Consider the following 14,953-nt stretch of genomic DNA (forward strand, 5'->3'; position numbering starts at 1 on the left):
CATGCAGGAGCGCATCGCGCAGGAAAAGGTAGCGGACAACCCGTATCGCAACTTCTTCGCGGTCAACGCGAATGATGTGAAGGCGCGTTGAGGGGAGGCGCGCCGCAACATTGAAGCGCTCCCGGTGTTAGGGCGCGCCGCAAGCTGAACAGTACGCGGCGCGCTCCATGCTCATCAAGGCCGGCCTTGTCATCCATCAGCCGTATTCATTCGAAAGCACCAAGGTGTTCTTTACAGCCTTTTTACTTGCCCGCGAGTTTGACGCGCGCCTAGAATCTCGAGAACGTCAATCAAAGGAGTGGCGCCTTGCGTGATCGATGTCGTCGATTTTCGGGCAGTTTCGCTGTCTGACCTGCAGGACGTCGCGCGCTTCTTGATCAGCCGCCGTCTTGCCAGCCGGCAGACGGTGCGCGTCGTACCTGATTTCCCCATGCACATTTGATAGCCCTTACGAATGCAGCTTTTGCGCGCATTCGCGTGTCGCCGTGTCGCGACCGACAAGTCGCAGCTGCGCTCATTCGCGCCATTTGGAGTAATGGACGCGAGTCCGACGCTTCATTACCAGGCAGTTCCGAAGCGATGCCGCGGCAATTAGACCGTACGATAAACGGCTCAGTATCGAATATGACCAACAGCAAAATCGTTCAACTACTTCATGTACAGGACGACAACCGTGTTTTCGTGGATATGGCCGACGACGAAAGCAACCCATGCCTGTCGTGTGGAGCGTGTTGCCAGCACTTCCGTGTGTCGATGTATATGGGTGAAATGGCGAGTTCACCTGGCGGCACGGTCCCGGATGAACTCGTCTCTACCGTCAATCCAGTCATTGTCTGCATGAAGGGAACGGAGGCCGGCCACGGACGCTGCATCGCCCTGCGCGGGATAGTCGGCAAGCCTGGCATCCGCTGCGAAATTTACCCGCTGCGGCCGTCGCCATGTCGCGAATATCGAGTGTGGCTCGAGGACGGAACACCCAATCCTGCTTGTCAGCGACTGCGAAAGCATATCGGACTACTGCCGCTGAAGCCCCGGTCTGATGTGCCAGGTGTCGCGCAGAGGTAAGTGGCGGGACATGGCGTGCTGTTTCTCTACGAGAGTCAACGGGCCATTTTTGCCCGCCAGCGGCGAAGCACGACGTGTAGTGCTCGCGTTGCCGCGAGAGGTAGTACGATATTCCCGTCCTTTCTCCTCACGCCTCGCGTGATGCGTCGTTCCGCGCTGGCGTGAGCATTCCAGACCCAGGAGGACCTATGCGTGTACTCATAGTCGGCGCAACCGGACTGCTCGGCAAAGAGGTCGTTCGCCTGCTTTCGCCCGAACACCAGCTCATCGGCGCCAGCCGTACAGGCTCAGACCTGTTCGTCGACCTCGCGGACAAGGCATCCATCGTGTCCATGTATCAGCAACTCGGAACCGTGGATGCCGTGATTTGCGCCGCAGGCTCGGCGAAATTCGCGCCACTCGAATCGCTGACCGATGAAGATCTTTCGTTCAGTCTGGCCAACAAACTGATGGGTCAGATCAATCTCGTCCGATGCTCCTTCGGCCATGTTACGCGAGGTGGCTCCCTCACACTGACCAGCGGCATCCTGGCCCAGTATCCGATGAAAGGCAGCCCCGCCGTGAGTGTCGTGAACGCCGGGGTCGAGGCGTTCGGCAGATCGGCTGCACTCGAACTGCAGGGCAAGGCACGGGTCAATGTCGTCAGCCCTGGCTGGGTTTCCGAAACACTTGCCGCGATGGGCCAGGCCCGCTCTGCCGGCGTTCCCGCCGAGGCCGTGGCCCACGCGTACAGGCAGAGTCTGGTCGAGGACATCACGGGCCAGGTCATTCAGGTCGTGAAGTGGTAAGCGAGCGGACCCGGCATGTCATAAACGAATGATGTCAGTGAGCGGCGGGCGGATCGACCATCGCGCGCCTGCCGCGTGGCCGGTACGGTAAGCCGCGCTGGAGCGCAGATCGATCAGGTGCAGGGCATGGGCGCCATGCAGTTCGCGCAGCCCGTTGGCGTCGATGAAAACGGCATCGAGCGCCAGGTTTCGGCTGTCGCCCGATGCAGGGCGCCGCAAGGCCGCAGCATCTCGAGAAGCAACCAGCGCGGTTTCGATCCCCATCTGCGTGAGCCAGCTCGCGATAACCGGCGCGCGTACCTTGTCATGGTCGACCAGCAACACGCGCGCGCGGCGCGCGCCGATGGCCTGATCCGTCGCCTGCAGCAGTTGACCGCCTGGCGCATGGACTGCGGCGGGCGCGCCGTCGCGGGTGAATTCAGCGGCACTGCGCACATCGAGCAAGATTTTTGTCGGGTGGGCGATTTTTCGCAGACCGTTAGTTGCGTGTTTGGCACTGGTCGACGCGAACGGAGGGACACGCAACGGTCAGTTGCAGGGTTGATCGGTACGCGGTCTACAACAGTCTGGGTGTACCGACCCAGACGACGACCGACTCGATGGGAGCGGTATTTGCCCAGCTATGCGGCAGCGTCGATTCGTAATGCGCGCTATCTCCCGCGCGCAACTCAAATGTCTTGCCGTCCGGCGTCAGCGACACCTGACCGGCGATCGCATACACAAACTCCTCACCAGCATGCGTTGTCACTTCGTAACGCTCTTGCTCCGGCGGCATCTCACAAGAATGACCTCAAGATGACGGCCTCCGGTCACGTTGGTGAGTCTGGCAAACAGGTTCGCCGAGTCCCTGGGCAGGATGTCAATCAGCGGCGATTCTGATCCATTGTTATTGCGAGGTTTGACCGTGCGTCGCACTTTGCGACGATTTTTCATCGCGGCCCCCTGGGTGATCAGCATCGCCGGAAACTGCTGCCTGGCTGATAGCGACGCCCCAAGCGGACTAATGGTAGTCTCGCAGGCGACTATCCCAAGCCGAGCCGGAGCACATGAATAGACAGTGGACCACAGCCGATATTGCGCCGCAGATCGGCAAGCGAGTTCTCATCACAGGAGCGAACAGCGGGATCGGCTACCATGCCGCGTTGACTCTGGCGCGCAAAGGGGCGCAGGTCGTTCTGGCATGCCGCGATCAACAGCGCGGAGAAGAGGCCCTATCCCGTCTGAACGCCGCCGCACCCGACGCTCGCGCCGAACTGGCGATTCTCGATCTCGCCTCCCTCGACTCCGTACACCAGTTCGCGCGGCGGGAGCTCGTCGAGCAGCGCCCCATTCACATTCTGGTCAACAACGCTGGCGTCATGGCGCCGCCAAAACGGCTCGAGACAGTCGACGGCTTCGAACTGCAGTTTGGCACCAACGTACTCGGTCATTTCGCATTGACTGCGCTTCTGATGCCCGCTCTCGAACTGGCTGCGGCCGGATCGCCCGACCGACCACGGATCGTCACGATCGCTTCCATCGCGCACAAGCGAGGACAAATCGATTTCGATGATCTCCAATCCAGAAAGACGTATTCGCCGATGCGGTCCTATCGGCAGTCGAAGCTCGCGGATCTGATATTCGCGTTCGAGCTCGACCGGCGTTTGCGCGCTGCGAATTCCCGCCTGATGTCGGTTGCCGCTCACCCCGGCGTCGCAAACACCAATCTGTTTCGAGGTGGGGATCGCTCCGCGATTTCAGGAGTTGCCCGCGACGTCCTCAGTCATTTCATCGGCGCCGTACTGAACACCGATTTCGCAGGCGCGCTGCCGACCCTTTACGCGGCTACTTCGCGTGACGTCCGCGACGGTGGCTACTACGGTCCACAAGGCCTTCTGGAGGCACGCGGAAGCAGGATTGGCGAGGCCAGCGTCGCCGGCCAGGCGAAGGACGCTTCGACTGCCGGCCATTTGTGGCAGGTGTGCGAAGAGCTCGCTCAGGTGCGCTTGCGCCCGTAGCGCTGTCCGGCACTGGATGAAAAAATCAGGCGACCTCGAACACGTCGACAAAACCGCTGGTCATGCTGCCTATACCCCCGTATAGGCAAGTTACGCTAACGCGGCATCGGCATAACCCCCCGTAGAGTAGATTTGCGCTCCGGCAGAACCTACCCTTCTCTCATTCCGACAGAATCCGCGAGCACGCCAGCCCGCGGTGCGGCAGGAGAACCGAATGACTCTCGAATTTTTAAGCCATCAAGTCATTTTCGACCAGGCGGTCCAGCATCTTTTCCGGCAGCGCGAAGCAGCGCTCCTGCCGCGCGGCGGCGGCGCATATCGCGGTTACGGCGGCGGCTGTCCGGTCGGCAACCTGATCAAGCCACGCGACTACTTGACGGCGATGGAAGGGGTTCCCATTCACTACGTCAGCAAGCAAAGGCACGAAGTGCCCGCCTATATGGACGTGGGTGTCGCCGCGCTGAAAAGAGCGCTACTGCGTTCGAAGATCAACGTATACGACCCGCAGACGGTCAACCTGCTGAGCTGCCTGCAAAACGTGCATGACGTCTTCGGTGTCTGGGAATGGGGCGACAGGCTGCAATCGATCGCGCGTCAATTCGGCCTCAACGCCGACCTTCTGACGAACGCTGCGTAAGGCAGCGTAAGGCGGCCTAATGCGGGCCGGGCTCAAGCGCGCGTCGTGCGGTGCCGCTATGATTGCAGCTGCAGTTCCATGCCAACCCGCAGGAGTACGTTATGCCGGAAGTCGTTGTTTACGCAGTAGCAGGCCGCTCAGCCGAGCAGAAGAAAGCGCTGATGACGGGGATTACCAAAGTGGTGGTGGACAGCCTCGGCGTCGCCGCCGAACAGGTTGTCGTGCAGATCGTGGAGTCTGCCCCAGACTCCAAGTCAAGAGGCGGCATTCCGTTCAGCGAGCGCCAGCACACCTCTTGAACCCACATGAATCCGCATGCCGGCCGACCGGCATGCGGTTGCGCCGCGGCCGACCGGCCGCGGACGCAATCCACCGGCGCGCTCAGGTCGCCACCGCCGCAGTCGCATCGACATATAACGCGTACAGTGACTGTCCGGCGGCCATGAACAGCCGGTTGTAAGCCGCGCCGCCGAAGCAGACGTTCGCACAGCGTTCGGGCAGCGCGATGCGGCCAATCGCGTCGCCGTCCGGCGCGAAGATCATCACACCATTGAGTCCCGGTCCGGTGCCCCACCCGGCCCACAGGTTACCGTCCGTGTCGCAACGGAAACCGTCTGGCGCACCGTTCTCGCCCGCATCGACGAAGACGCGCCCGCGCACGAGGCGCCGACCGTCCTCGACGTCATACACACGGATGCGCCGCGGCTTCGAGCCCGATTCGACAATATAAAGGCGGCGTTCGTCAGGCGAAAAACAGATGCCGTTCGGATTGACGATGTCGTCGGCGACCACCTCCGCCCGGCCGGTGGCCGGGTCGAGGCGGTACACGTTGGTCGGCAGCTCGGGCTCGCCCTTGACACCCTCATAGTTGTTGGAGATGCCGAACGGCGGATCAGTGAACCAGATGCTGTCGTCGCTCTTCACGACCACGTCGTTCGGCGAATTCAACCGCTTGCCTTCAAAGCGGTCGAGCAGCACAGTCAGCGCGCCGTTGTACTCAGTGCGCGTCACACGCCGGTTGCCGTGCTCGCAGGTGATCAGCCGACCCTGGCGGTCCCGTGTATTGCCGTTCGCGTAACCCGAGGGCTTGCGAAATACCGACGTCGCACCGGATTCCTCGTCCCACCGCATGATGCGGTTGTTCGGAATGTCGCTCCACAACAGGAAGCGGCCGTCGCCGAACCACACCGGTCCTTCACCGAAACGCATGCCAGTCGCGAGCCGCTCGACCGCCGCGCTCGTGATCCGGTATTTCAGGAAGCGCGGATCGAGCACCTCCACTGCGGGATCGGGATAGGTTTCACTTTGTTGCCACATAGCGCCGACCCTCGAGTCAACGGGGCTGCTTGATGAACGCCTGGAATGCCCCAGCATAGTCCGGATGCCAGCGCGACAACGCGGGCCTGTTCTCGACGATATCGCCCGCCGCCCACAGAATGCGCAATTCGTCGAGCGAACGCGGCACGTCGTTGTCGGGGCACAGTATGTAGAAGTCGCCGGCGTCGAGACGCTCGAACATGAAATCGACGGTCTGCTCCGGCGTCCATGCGGCGGCGGGCTTTTCCACGCGGCCGTTGCGAGTCAGTTCCGTGAACACGAAGCCAGGAATCAGCAGATGAGCGCTAATCTGGCAGTCGGCGGTGTTGCGCAGTTCATGCTGCAGCGCTTCGGTGAATGCTTTCAGACCGGCCTTGGCCACGTTGTATGCGGGGTCGCCCGGCGGCGTGGTAATGCCTTGCTTGGAACCGGTGTTGATCACGAGCCCCGGACGACCGCGCTTGATCATGTCCGGCACGAAGACCTGCGTACCATGGATCACACCCCACAGATTGACACCCAGCACGCGCTCCCAGTTCCCGGTTGGACCGAACATCCCGCTGCCGGGCTGAATGCCGGCATTGTTCATCAGCAAGTCCGCTCCGCCAAAGCGTTCGACGACGGTCGCGTGCAGGCGGCGAACATCGTCGGCGACGCTGACGTCGGTCTCAACCGCGAAGACGTCTTGCGTACCGTTTGCGGCCAGCGCGGCGACTTCCTCCACGGCCCGCGCGACGCGGTCGGCGCCGAGATCAGCAATGCAGACACGCAGCCCAAGCTGCGCAAAGCGTTTGGCAGCAGCCAGGCCGATGCCGGCGGCGCCGCCGGTGATGACGGCGACGGCGCCCGGAGTCAGGGCAGAATGAGTCATCAGAATTCTCCTTGGTGCCGGAATCGCGGCGCCGACAAGCGACTACGATCCCGAGCCGTTGAAACAGTGAGGCGGCGATCCTAGCATGAACTTTTTTTCGCGTGACGCACGGGACTCGCATTGGGGAGCGTCGCGAAGCATGGCGCAGTACCGCCGCGCGGAGCCAGTCGAGCGTCAGGTCGCCACCGCGGGCAACTTGAGCAAGTCGAGAAAAGCACGGGCGACAGGTATGAGCGGTTCTCCCGCGCTGCCCTTAAAAACCGCCGCGAGTTCCCAGCAGGGCTCCTCGGCTTCGCGCAGCCGCGCCGTTGCGACCGGCGCGCCGCGCGTGCCCCCTCGCGCGGCGGCCACGGATTCGGGCACCATGCTGATCGCAAGCCCATGTGCGGCCAGTTCAAGCAACATCGGCATGTCGTTGACCTCGAAGCTGGTGCGACGCTGCAGACTTGCCGCCGCAAAGCATCGATCGACGAGCCGCCGCACGCTCCACTCCGGGCGCAGGTCGGCGAATGTTTCGTCGACGAGATCGGCCAGCGCCAGCCCGCTGGCGCCCGCAAGTCGATGATGCCTCGCGCAGACGACCACCATTCCTTCGCATGCGAACATGTGCGATCCGAGATCGTCGAGCGACGTATCCGGTGGTTGTGTGAACGCGAGATCGAGGCGACCTTCCCCTACCTCGTCGATCAACGCACGCGAGCCGTCCAGTGTCAATTCGATGTCGATCCCGCCGAACGCGGCCCGAAACTGCCCCAGAGAAGCGGGCAGGTCGAGGAAAGGCGCGAGTCCGTGAATCGCACCGATACTCAGCCGACCGCGTGAGAGACCGTGAACCTGCGTGACAGCATGTCGCGCGTCGCGCGCCGCAGCCAGTACCCGCTGCGCTTCTGCGAACAGCACTTCGCCGGCGGGCGTCAAGGCGACTCGCCTGGTGCTGCGATTGAACAATGGTCCGCCCAGGTCTTCTTCCAGCGAGCGGATCGATGCGGACAATCCGGACTGCACGAGGTTCAGGCGCCGCGCCGCGCGCGTGAAATGCCGCTCTTCCGCGACCGCCACGAAATGTTCCAGCTGCTTCAGATCCACGTTGACACTCTTTCTTGCAGAGACGATTAATCACGGAAACCGCACAATTGAATCATATCTTTCTATTGGAATGGTGATTCAATCTCCGTTATCGTCGAATGTCTGAAGACGTGAAAGAGCGCCAGGCGCGAAATGCGGGCGTAATGGAAATCACGGCCGCACGCCGGTTGTCAATCCTCGCAACATACATGGAGATCGCATCATGGACTACCGTCAACTTGGCCGTTCGGGCCTGAAGGTGTCGACCATCACGCTAGGCACGATGACGATGGGCGGCAAAGGCAAATTCGCCAGCGTCGGCGAGGTTGGCCTCGACGAGGCGCGCCGGCAGATCGACATGTGCATCGATGCGGGCGTCAACCTGATCGATACCGCTGATGTCTATTCGAACGGTGCGTCGGAGGAAATCGTCGGTCAGGCGCTCGGCGGAAAGCGCAAAGGTGGCGTGCTGATCGCGACGAAAGCCCGCTTTCCCATGGGTGACGGCCCGAACGACCGGGGTCTGTCGCGGCATCATTTGATAGAAGCCTGCGAGGCGAGCCTGCGCCGTCTCAAGACGGATGTGATCGATCTCTACCAGGTGCACGAATGGGACGGACTCACGCCGCTCGAAGAAACACTTGAAGCGCTCGACCTGCTCGTACGGCACGGCAAGGTCCGCTATGTCGGCTGCTCGAACTATTCAGGCTGGCACCTTATGAAGGCGTTGCATGTGAGCGAACGCGATCGTGTGCCGCGCTTCGTGAGCCAACAGATCCATTACACGCTCGAAGCACGCGAAGCGGAATACGAACTCGCGCCGATTGCGCTCGATCAAGGCCTGGGCATTCTCGTCTGGAGCCCGCTCGCAGGCGGCCTCCTGTCAGGTAAGCACCGTCGCGACGCGACGCCCGAGGGTACGCGTCAGCTCGCCGGCTGGACGGAGCCGCCAATCCGCGACGCCGAACGACTGTGGTCGATTGTCGACACGCTTGTTGAAATCGCTGGCGAGCTGAATGTCTCGGCCGCTCAGGTCGCGCTCGCATGGACGCTCGGGCGCGCCGCGGTCACCTCGGTCATCATTGGCGGACGCAACGAGAAGCAGCTGCTCGACAACCTCGGCGCGGCGAATCTCCGGCTGAGCGCCGAACAGCGCGAGCGGCTCGACAAGGTGAGCGCGCCGCCCCTGCTCTACCCGTACTGGCATCAGGCGCGGACCGCGCACGATCGTCTTTCGCCTGCGGACCTGTCGCTGCTGGAGCCCCATCTCAACGCGTAGATTGTGACGCGGCCGGCACCGGCTTCCGGCCGCTCTGAAAGATCGTCCGTCATTCGCGGATGTCGATCTCGCGCGGATCGCGGTCGTGCCATCGCGAAGCCGACTTGTGCTTGCAGCCACGACACTCGACCGTGGCGCGCCGTCCTGGGGCCGCCGCGCCATCGAGCCGACGGATGTCCCCTTCACGCGTGGCATCACGCAGTCCACCACCGACATGGTGCGCTGCCACCCGACCGGTGGCAGCCGCGCTTCACTCACATTAAAACTAACCACGTAACACCGAATCACCATGAAAAAACTCAGGACGGCCATCATCGGTTGCGGAAAGGTCGGTCATTTCCATGCCCGGGCGCTCGCGAAACTCGAGAATTCGGACTTCGTCGCGGTGTGCAGCACCTCTCTCGACCGGGCAAAGGCCTTCGCCCAACAATACGGCGTGCATGCGTACGATAGCGTCGAAGAGATGGTGGAGACCGCGCAGGTCGACGTCGTATGCATCTGCACTCCGCATCCTCAGCACGCTTCCGTTGCGATCGCCGCCTTGAGAAGCGGCTGTCACGTTCTCATCGAGAAGCCCCTCGCTTCGTCGCTCGAAGACTGCGATGCGATCCTCTCATGCGCGGAAGAACACCAGCGTACGGTCGGCGTCGTGTGCCAACGGCGCTTTTATCCGTCCGCGATGCGCATCAAGCAGGCCATCGATGCCGGCAAGATCGGCCGCCCAGTGATCGGCAACGTCGTCATGCTCGGATGGCGCGACCGCCAGTACTACGAGAGCGATCCCTGGCGTGGCTCGTGGGCTGGCGAAGGAGGCGGCGTGCTCGTGAACCAGGCGCCTCATCAGCTCGATCTGCTCCTCTGGTATCTGGGGGATATCGATGAAGTCTACGGAGTATGGAAGAACGTCAACCACGACTACATCGAGGTTGAAGACACCGCAGCGGCCATCGTCAAGTTCAAAAGCGGCGCGATTGCCAACATTCTGGTCAGCAACGCACAGAATCCTGCCTTGTACGGCAAGGTCCATATTCACGGCGACAACGGTGCGTCGGTCGGCGTGCAGACGGACGGGGGCGCGATGTTCATCGCCGGTGTGTCGACCATCACCGAACCGCCTTACAACGATATCTGGACGATCAAGAACGAAGAAGGGATGCTTGCCGAGTGGAAAAACGCGGATGCGGAGACTTTCAATTCCGAGGATTCCCTGTACTTCTATCACGAGCGACAAATAGATGATTTCCTGACTGCCGTTCTCAACGACACGAAGCCTTTGATCGACGGCCTGGACGGCCGCAAGACCGTAGAACTGTTCACAGCCATCTATCGCAGCACGCAAAGCAATGCGGTTGTAAAACTCCCACTCTAAGCAAAAAAACGAATCGCCGGAGTGCCATGCGGGCAACGCATGTTTGAGCGAGCCTCCGGCCAGCTTCTTGAATGCGAAATCATGAAAACAACAAGAACCCGATATTTCATCGTCTTTTTACTGTTTGTAGTCACGGCCATCAACTACATGGATCGTGCGAATCTCTCGATCGCAGGCAGCAGGATCCAGGGGGAATTCGGCCTTTCGCCGACCCAGCTCGGCCTGCTCTTTTCGATGTTCACATGGACTTATGCGGCCGCCCAACTTCCTGTCGGGTATCTCCTTGATCGAATCGGATCGAGGGTGCTATACGGCAGTGCCATAGTCATCTGGAGCACCTGCACCTTCGCGATGGGCTTTGCTTCACATCATCTCTTCGCGACCCTGGGCGCCTCGTTTGCGGTGCTGCTGGTCTGCCGCGCCCTGATTGGCCTCGCTGAAGCGCCGTCGTATCTCTCGAATACGAAGATCGTCGCCAACTGGTTTCCGAAGAACGAACGCGCACGGGCGACCGCGACGTATATCAGTTCGCAATACATCGGTCTCGCCTTGTTCACGCCTGTCCTGACTTTTCTGACGAGCCGTTACGGCTGGCAAGCGGTGTTCTATGCAACGGGCGGAGTGGGGATCGTCTTTGGAGTGTACTGGCTGATCGTTTATCGCGACCCGAAAGACAGCAGGAAAACCGGTCAGGCCGAACTCGACCTTATCAAGGCCGGCGGTGGCTACGGATCTCAGGATCAGGCCGCCGTCAGCACCGTGGTCGAGAGAGACGACATCCTGTACTTCCTCAAGAACAAAACTGTCTGGGGCCTGTTCATCACGCAGTTCGCCTACAACTCGACGCTGATCTTCTTCATGACATGGTTCATCGTCTACCTGGAAAAGGCATTGAATCTCACGCTGTCCAAAGCGGGACTCGGCGCATCCATTCCCTATCTCATGGCGATGGTCGGCATGCTGGCGGGCGGCTTCCTCAGTGACAGCCTCCTGAAAAAAGGTAAATCGGTCACCCTCGCGCGCAAGTTGCCGGTGATCGTTGGGCTCGTATTGACGGCCATGATCGTCACCGTCAATTTCTTCGAGGACCAGCCCGTCATTGCGATCGGGATCCTGTCGCTGGCCTTTTTTGGAAACAATGTCGCGAATCTCGGCTGGGTGGTATTTACGGACGTCATTCCTCGCAATTTCATCGGTACGATGGGCGGCTTCCTGAATCTGTTCGGCAATCTGTCCGGCATTGCCACGCCCATTGTCTTCGGCATGATTCTGCAGCGTACGCATAGCTTCCACTATGCAATGTGGTACGTCTCGATCGTCGCCGTTGTGGGCATCCTTTCGTATATCTTCCTTGTCGGCAAAATCGAAATGATCGTGCCGCCGAAAAAGCGCGAGGCGGAAGCGTACCCGGTCACGCAGTCGAACTAGGCTCAAGAGAACGACTAACGCAGGCCGAGCGAGGGGAACGCAAACGCCACCTTATGTGATGGCGCCAATCTGCCAGGGCACGAATTCATTCTGGCCGTATCCGTGAATCTCGCTTTTCGACGCCTGGCCCGACGCGGTCGCGAGCATGAGCTGGAAGATTTCTTCACCGAGTTCGTCGACCGTTCGTTCGCCGTCGAGAATCGACCCGCAATTCAGGTCGATGTCCTCTTCCTGGCGCAGCCACAAAGCGGTATTGGTTCCCAGCTTCAACGACGGCGACGGCGCGCAACCATACGCGGAGCCTCGGCCAGTCGTGAAGCAGATCAGGTTTGCTCCACCCGCGACCTGCCCGGTCGCCGAAACCGGATCATAGCCCGGCGTGTCCATGAAAACGAGACCATGGGTACGAACCAGTTCGGCGTACCGGTACACGTCGACGAGATTGGTCGTGCCACCTTTCGCCACGGCGCCAAGCGACTTTTCGAGAATCGTTGTCAGCCCACCGGCCTTGTTCCCGGCCGATGGATTGTTGTTCAGATCGGCATTCATGCGCGCGCAGTAACTTTCCCACCAATGAATCCGTTCGATGAGCTTTTCGCCGACTTCACGAGACACGGCCCGGCGCGTCAATAGATGTTCTGCGCCGTAAACCTCGGGGGTTTCGGAAAGAATCGCCGTTCCGCCCTGCAACACCAGACGATCGACTGCCGCGCCGAGCGCCGGATTTGCAGTAATGCCGGAATAGCCATCCGAGCCGCCGCATTGCAAACCGATCACCAGATGCTTTGCATCGACAGGCTCGCGCTGCACGTTGTTCGCTTCCACGAGCATTGCCTTGACCTGTTCGATGCCCGCCGCCACCGTGCGCGCCGTACCGCCGGTCGCCTGAATGGTCATCGTCTTCAGCGCTGCGCCTGGTGTAAGACCCTGGCTTTGCACAAGCCGGTCGATCTGATTGGTTTCGCAGCCCAGCCCCACGATCAGTACGCCGGCGAAATTAGGATGCCGTGCGTAACCGCCGAGGGTGCGCCGGATCATATCCAGCGCTTCGCCTTCGGAATCGATCGCGCAGCCTTGAGCGTGCGTCAGCGCGATCACGCCGTCGACGTTTGGATAGTCCGCAAGCGCTTGCGGGTGGATATCGCGACGAAAATAATCGGCAATGGCGCGAGCCGCCGTCGCGGAGCAATTCACCGAGGTCAGAATGCCGATGTAGTTGCGCGTCGCGACACGCCCGTCGGCGCGTACTATGCCCATGAATCGTGCCGACGCTGCAGGCGTCAGCTCGGGCTTCACGTCCGCGCCGAACGCGTAGTCTCGATCGAAGCCGCCCATGGCAAGGTTATGGGTGTGCACATGCTCTCCGGCTTCGATGCCACGTGTCGCAAAGCCGATGATCTGGCCGTAGCGCCGTACCAGTGCACCCGCTTCGATAGCGTGGACGGCAAGCTTATGACCCGCCGGGATCAACCCCCGTACGGCGAGACTGCCGCGGATACGCATGCCCGCGACAAGCTGGTGCCGCGCGATGACGACATCGTCATCGGGATGCAGTTGCACGATCGGCTCTACGGTTGCCGAAGCATCGGCGATTGCGTTTTCAGCGTCGAATGTCATGACGCGGCCTCCTCGATCCGCACTGCGCGCACTGCCGCGCCGGCTGGCGCATCAAGCCTGAAGAGCGGAGTATTCGATGCGCAATCGCTGCGCCGTCCGTCGATGAAATGATGTCCGAGAAAGCTCATGTGAATTTCCGGTTAAATCGTGCGCAGCGTGGCCGCATGCGCCTAGCGAAGCGTCGCTTCGGGCGAGCCTAGCGGCGCTCCGGTTACGCGGCGTGAATGCACGCCGATGCTCAGAAGCAGAAGCACGCCGATGACACCTGCCAATGCCAGGGTGAACATGCCAGCACGTGGGCTATGGAAGAGCGTCTCCACCGCCGTCTTCAGAGTCGGCGCGATGAAGCCGCCGAGATTGCCGAGCGCGCCGATCATTGCAATGCCGCTCGCTGCCGCGGTGCCGCTCAGGTAGGCCGTCGGCAAGGTCCAGAAGAGCGGTTGAACGACAACGAAGCCCACCGTCGCGATACAGAATGCGACGAGCACGGGTCCGGTGTGGTTACCGAGGGTCGACAATGCTATCCCTGCTGCGGCGGCCGCCAGCATCGCGGCGGCAACCTGCCGATGCTTCCCGTTCGCGTCCGCATAGCCAGTGATAAAGCGCAGTGCGATGAGTGCGCACAGCCAGGGAATGGCGGTCAGTAGCCCGACCTTCGAGCCGATGGCGGTACCGGTCAGCTCCGAGATCCGCGTCGGCAGATAGAAAATGACGCCATACACGCTGACCTGAATGGCGAAATAAATCGACACAAAGCGAAGCACGTTCCAGTTGCGCAGTGCGCTCAGCGCGGTAGCCGGGCCATGCGCGACCTTGTGCCGGTCTTCCGCTGCGATGGCGTTTTCCAGGGCGTCTTTTTCGGCCGGCGTCAGCCACTTCGCGTGGCGCGGTTTGCTGACCAGATAGAAGAACGCAATGATGCCGACAACTGACGCAGCAAGACCTTCGATGAGGAACATCCATTGCCAGTTGTGCAGCCCGAGACGGCCACCCATGACTTCCATCAAATAGCCCGACAGCGGACTCCCCAGCACGAGCGCCACCGGTAAACCGAAGTAGTAGATGCCTAGCGCCTTGCCGCGTTCGCGTGCGGGGAACCAGTACGTGGAATAGAGGATGACGCCCGGCGAAAAACCCGCTTCGGCGACGCCCAGAATGAAACGCAGTGCATAGAACGAGGTCTCGTTGTGCGCGAACATCATCGCCGCCGAGGCAAGCCCCCAGGTGACCATGATGCGGCTCAGCCAGAGCTTCGCACCCACCCGATGCAGCATCAGATTGCTCGGGATCTCGAAGACCGCATAGCCGATGAAAAAGATCCCGGCGCCGAGCGCAAATGCCGCGTTGCCGATATTCGAATCGACTTGAAGGGCCTGTTTGACAAACCCCACGTTCGAACGGTCGAGCATCGATAGCGCAAACATCAGCGCGAGGAAGGGCGCGAGGCGCAGGCGCGCCTTGCGCACCGCGCTTTGCAACGGCTCTTGTGCAACGTGTTGAGTCTGCATCTCGTCTGTCTC

At 61.1% G+C, this 14,953-nt stretch carries 16 protein-coding genes and 1 pseudogene; 10 read left to right on the forward strand and 7 right to left on the reverse strand.

Annotated elements, in window-relative coordinates; genetic code table 11:
- Positions 1–167 precede the first annotated feature (167 nt).
- From RI103_RS36640 to RI103_RS36655, 4 genes are all read left to right on the forward strand, one after another.
- Complete coding sequence (locus tag RI103_RS36640) at positions 168–314, forward strand: hypothetical protein (RefSeq protein ID WP_310818939.1); 147 nt, start codon at positions 168–170, stop codon at positions 312–314.
- A complete protein-coding gene (locus RI103_RS36645; protein WP_310818940.1) occupies positions 311–442 on the forward strand; it encodes a hypothetical protein in 132 nt (43 codons plus the stop codon). Before RI103_RS36640 ends, RI103_RS36645 begins: the two co-directional genes overlap by 4 nt.
- 182 nt (positions 443–624) lie before the next feature.
- Positions 625–1,065, forward strand: coding sequence for a YkgJ family cysteine cluster protein (locus RI103_RS36650; protein ID WP_310818941.1), 441 nt, complete (start codon positions 625–627; stop codon positions 1,063–1,065).
- Between the two features lie 188 nt (positions 1,066–1,253).
- Positions 1,254–1,853, forward strand: coding sequence for a short chain dehydrogenase (locus RI103_RS36655; RefSeq protein ID WP_310818942.1), 600 nt, complete (start codon positions 1,254–1,256; stop codon positions 1,851–1,853).
- A gap of 18 nt (positions 1,854–1,871) precedes the next feature.
- Here the strand turns inward: RI103_RS36655 and RI103_RS36660 are convergent, their stop codons facing one another.
- Together RI103_RS36660 and RI103_RS36665 are read right to left on the reverse strand one after the other, a co-directional pair.
- A complete protein-coding gene (locus tag RI103_RS36660; protein ID WP_310818943.1) occupies positions 1,872–2,297 on the reverse strand; it encodes a hypothetical protein in 426 nt (141 codons plus the stop codon).
- Positions 2,298–2,409: 112 nt separating this feature from the next.
- A pseudogene (locus RI103_RS36665) lies at positions 2,410–2,699 on the reverse strand (cupin domain-containing protein); the annotation flags it as partial.
- A 200-nt stretch (positions 2,700–2,899) separates the two neighbouring features.
- On the opposite strand from RI103_RS36665, the gene RI103_RS36670 reads away from it, so the two are divergent.
- The 3 genes from RI103_RS36670 to RI103_RS36680 all read left to right on the forward strand — a co-directional run bounded on the left by RI103_RS36670 (position 2,900) and on the right by RI103_RS36680 (position 4,786).
- Positions 2,900–3,850, forward strand: coding sequence for an oxidoreductase (locus RI103_RS36670; protein WP_310818944.1), 951 nt, complete (start codon positions 2,900–2,902; stop codon positions 3,848–3,850).
- 214 nt (positions 3,851–4,064) lie between these two features.
- Positions 4,065–4,487, forward strand: a complete 423-nt coding sequence (locus RI103_RS36675) for a hypothetical protein (protein ID WP_310819337.1) — start codon at positions 4,065–4,067, stop codon at positions 4,485–4,487.
- Positions 4,488–4,588: 101 nt separating this feature from the next.
- Complete coding sequence (locus RI103_RS36680) at positions 4,589–4,786, forward strand: tautomerase family protein (RefSeq protein WP_310818945.1); 198 nt, start codon at positions 4,589–4,591, stop codon at positions 4,784–4,786.
- Between the two features lie 82 nt (positions 4,787–4,868).
- Here the strand turns inward: RI103_RS36680 and RI103_RS36685 are convergent, their stop codons facing one another.
- The 3 genes from RI103_RS36685 to RI103_RS36695 form a co-directional block, all read right to left on the reverse strand.
- Positions 4,869–5,804: an SMP-30/gluconolactonase/LRE family protein gene (locus tag RI103_RS36685; protein WP_310818946.1), complete on the reverse strand. Its 936-nt coding sequence runs from the start codon at positions 5,802–5,804 to the stop codon at positions 4,869–4,871.
- A gap of 16 nt (positions 5,805–5,820) precedes the next feature.
- Positions 5,821–6,675 (reverse strand): SDR family NAD(P)-dependent oxidoreductase, encoded by an 855-nt coding sequence (locus RI103_RS36690; RefSeq protein ID WP_310818948.1) that lies wholly within the window; start codon positions 6,673–6,675, stop codon positions 5,821–5,823.
- Between the two features lie 174 nt (positions 6,676–6,849).
- Positions 6,850–7,761, reverse strand: coding sequence for a LysR family transcriptional regulator (locus tag RI103_RS36695; protein ID WP_310818950.1), 912 nt, complete (start codon positions 7,759–7,761; stop codon positions 6,850–6,852).
- A gap of 202 nt (positions 7,762–7,963) precedes the next feature.
- On the opposite strand from RI103_RS36695, the gene RI103_RS36700 reads away from it, so the two are divergent.
- The 3 genes from RI103_RS36700 (at position 7,964) to RI103_RS36710 (ending at position 11,816) form a co-directional block, all read left to right on the forward strand.
- Positions 7,964–9,019, forward strand: coding sequence for an aldo/keto reductase (locus RI103_RS36700; RefSeq protein ID WP_310818951.1), 1,056 nt, complete (start codon positions 7,964–7,966; stop codon positions 9,017–9,019).
- Between the two features lie 289 nt (positions 9,020–9,308).
- Positions 9,309–10,388: a Gfo/Idh/MocA family oxidoreductase gene (locus RI103_RS36705; protein WP_310818952.1), complete on the forward strand. Its 1,080-nt coding sequence runs from the start codon at positions 9,309–9,311 to the stop codon at positions 10,386–10,388.
- A gap of 81 nt (positions 10,389–10,469) precedes the next feature.
- Positions 10,470–11,816, forward strand: a complete 1,347-nt coding sequence (locus tag RI103_RS36710) for an MFS transporter (protein WP_310818953.1) — start codon at positions 10,470–10,472, stop codon at positions 11,814–11,816.
- A gap of 51 nt (positions 11,817–11,867) precedes the next feature.
- Here RI103_RS36710 and RI103_RS36715 read toward each other — a convergent pair whose 3' ends face one another.
- Together RI103_RS36715 and RI103_RS36720 are read right to left on the reverse strand one after the other, a co-directional pair.
- Entirely contained in the window at positions 11,868–13,433 is a 1,566-nt protein-coding gene (locus RI103_RS36715) for an altronate dehydratase family protein (protein WP_310818954.1), read from the reverse strand.
- A 170-nt stretch (positions 13,434–13,603) separates the two neighbouring features.
- A complete protein-coding gene (locus RI103_RS36720) occupies positions 13,604–14,941 on the reverse strand; it encodes an MFS transporter (protein WP_310818955.1) in 1,338 nt (445 codons plus the stop codon).
- Between the last annotated feature and the right edge of the window lie 12 nt (positions 14,942–14,953).

Source organism: Paraburkholderia sp. FT54 (genome assembly GCF_031585635.1).
GTDB lineage: Bacteria > Pseudomonadota > Gammaproteobacteria > Burkholderiales > Burkholderiaceae > Paraburkholderia.

Coding starts and splice junctions, on each gene's coding strand:
- RI103_RS36640 (WP_310818939.1), top strand. CDS start 168: ATGCTCATCAAGGCCGGCCTTGTCATCCATCAGCCGTATTCATTCGAA.
- RI103_RS36650 (WP_310818941.1), top strand. CDS start 625: ATGACCAACAGCAAAATCGTTCAACTACTTCATGTACAGGACGACAAC.
- RI103_RS36655 (WP_310818942.1), top strand. CDS start 1,254: ATGCGTGTACTCATAGTCGGCGCAACCGGACTGCTCGGCAAAGAGGTC.
- RI103_RS36670 (WP_310818944.1), top strand. CDS start 2,900: ATGAATAGACAGTGGACCACAGCCGATATTGCGCCGCAGATCGGCAAG.
- RI103_RS36675 (WP_310819337.1), top strand. CDS start 4,065: ATGACTCTCGAATTTTTAAGCCATCAAGTCATTTTCGACCAGGCGGTC.
- RI103_RS36680 (WP_310818945.1), top strand. CDS start 4,589: ATGCCGGAAGTCGTTGTTTACGCAGTAGCAGGCCGCTCAGCCGAGCAG.
- RI103_RS36685 (WP_310818946.1), bottom strand. CDS start 5,804: ATGTGGCAACAAAGTGAAACCTATCCCGATCCCGCAGTGGAGGTGCTC.
- RI103_RS36690 (WP_310818948.1), bottom strand. CDS start 6,675: ATGACTCATTCTGCCCTGACTCCGGGCGCCGTCGCCGTCATCACCGGC.
- RI103_RS36700 (WP_310818951.1), top strand. CDS start 7,964: ATGGACTACCGTCAACTTGGCCGTTCGGGCCTGAAGGTGTCGACCATC.
- RI103_RS36705 (WP_310818952.1), top strand. CDS start 9,309: ATGAAAAAACTCAGGACGGCCATCATCGGTTGCGGAAAGGTCGGTCAT.
- RI103_RS36710 (WP_310818953.1), top strand. CDS start 10,470: ATGAAAACAACAAGAACCCGATATTTCATCGTCTTTTTACTGTTTGTA.
- RI103_RS36715 (WP_310818954.1), bottom strand. CDS start 13,433: ATGACATTCGACGCTGAAAACGCAATCGCCGATGCTTCGGCAACCGTA.
- RI103_RS36720 (WP_310818955.1), bottom strand. CDS start 14,941: ATGCAGACTCAACACGTTGCACAAGAGCCGTTGCAAAGCGCGGTGCGC.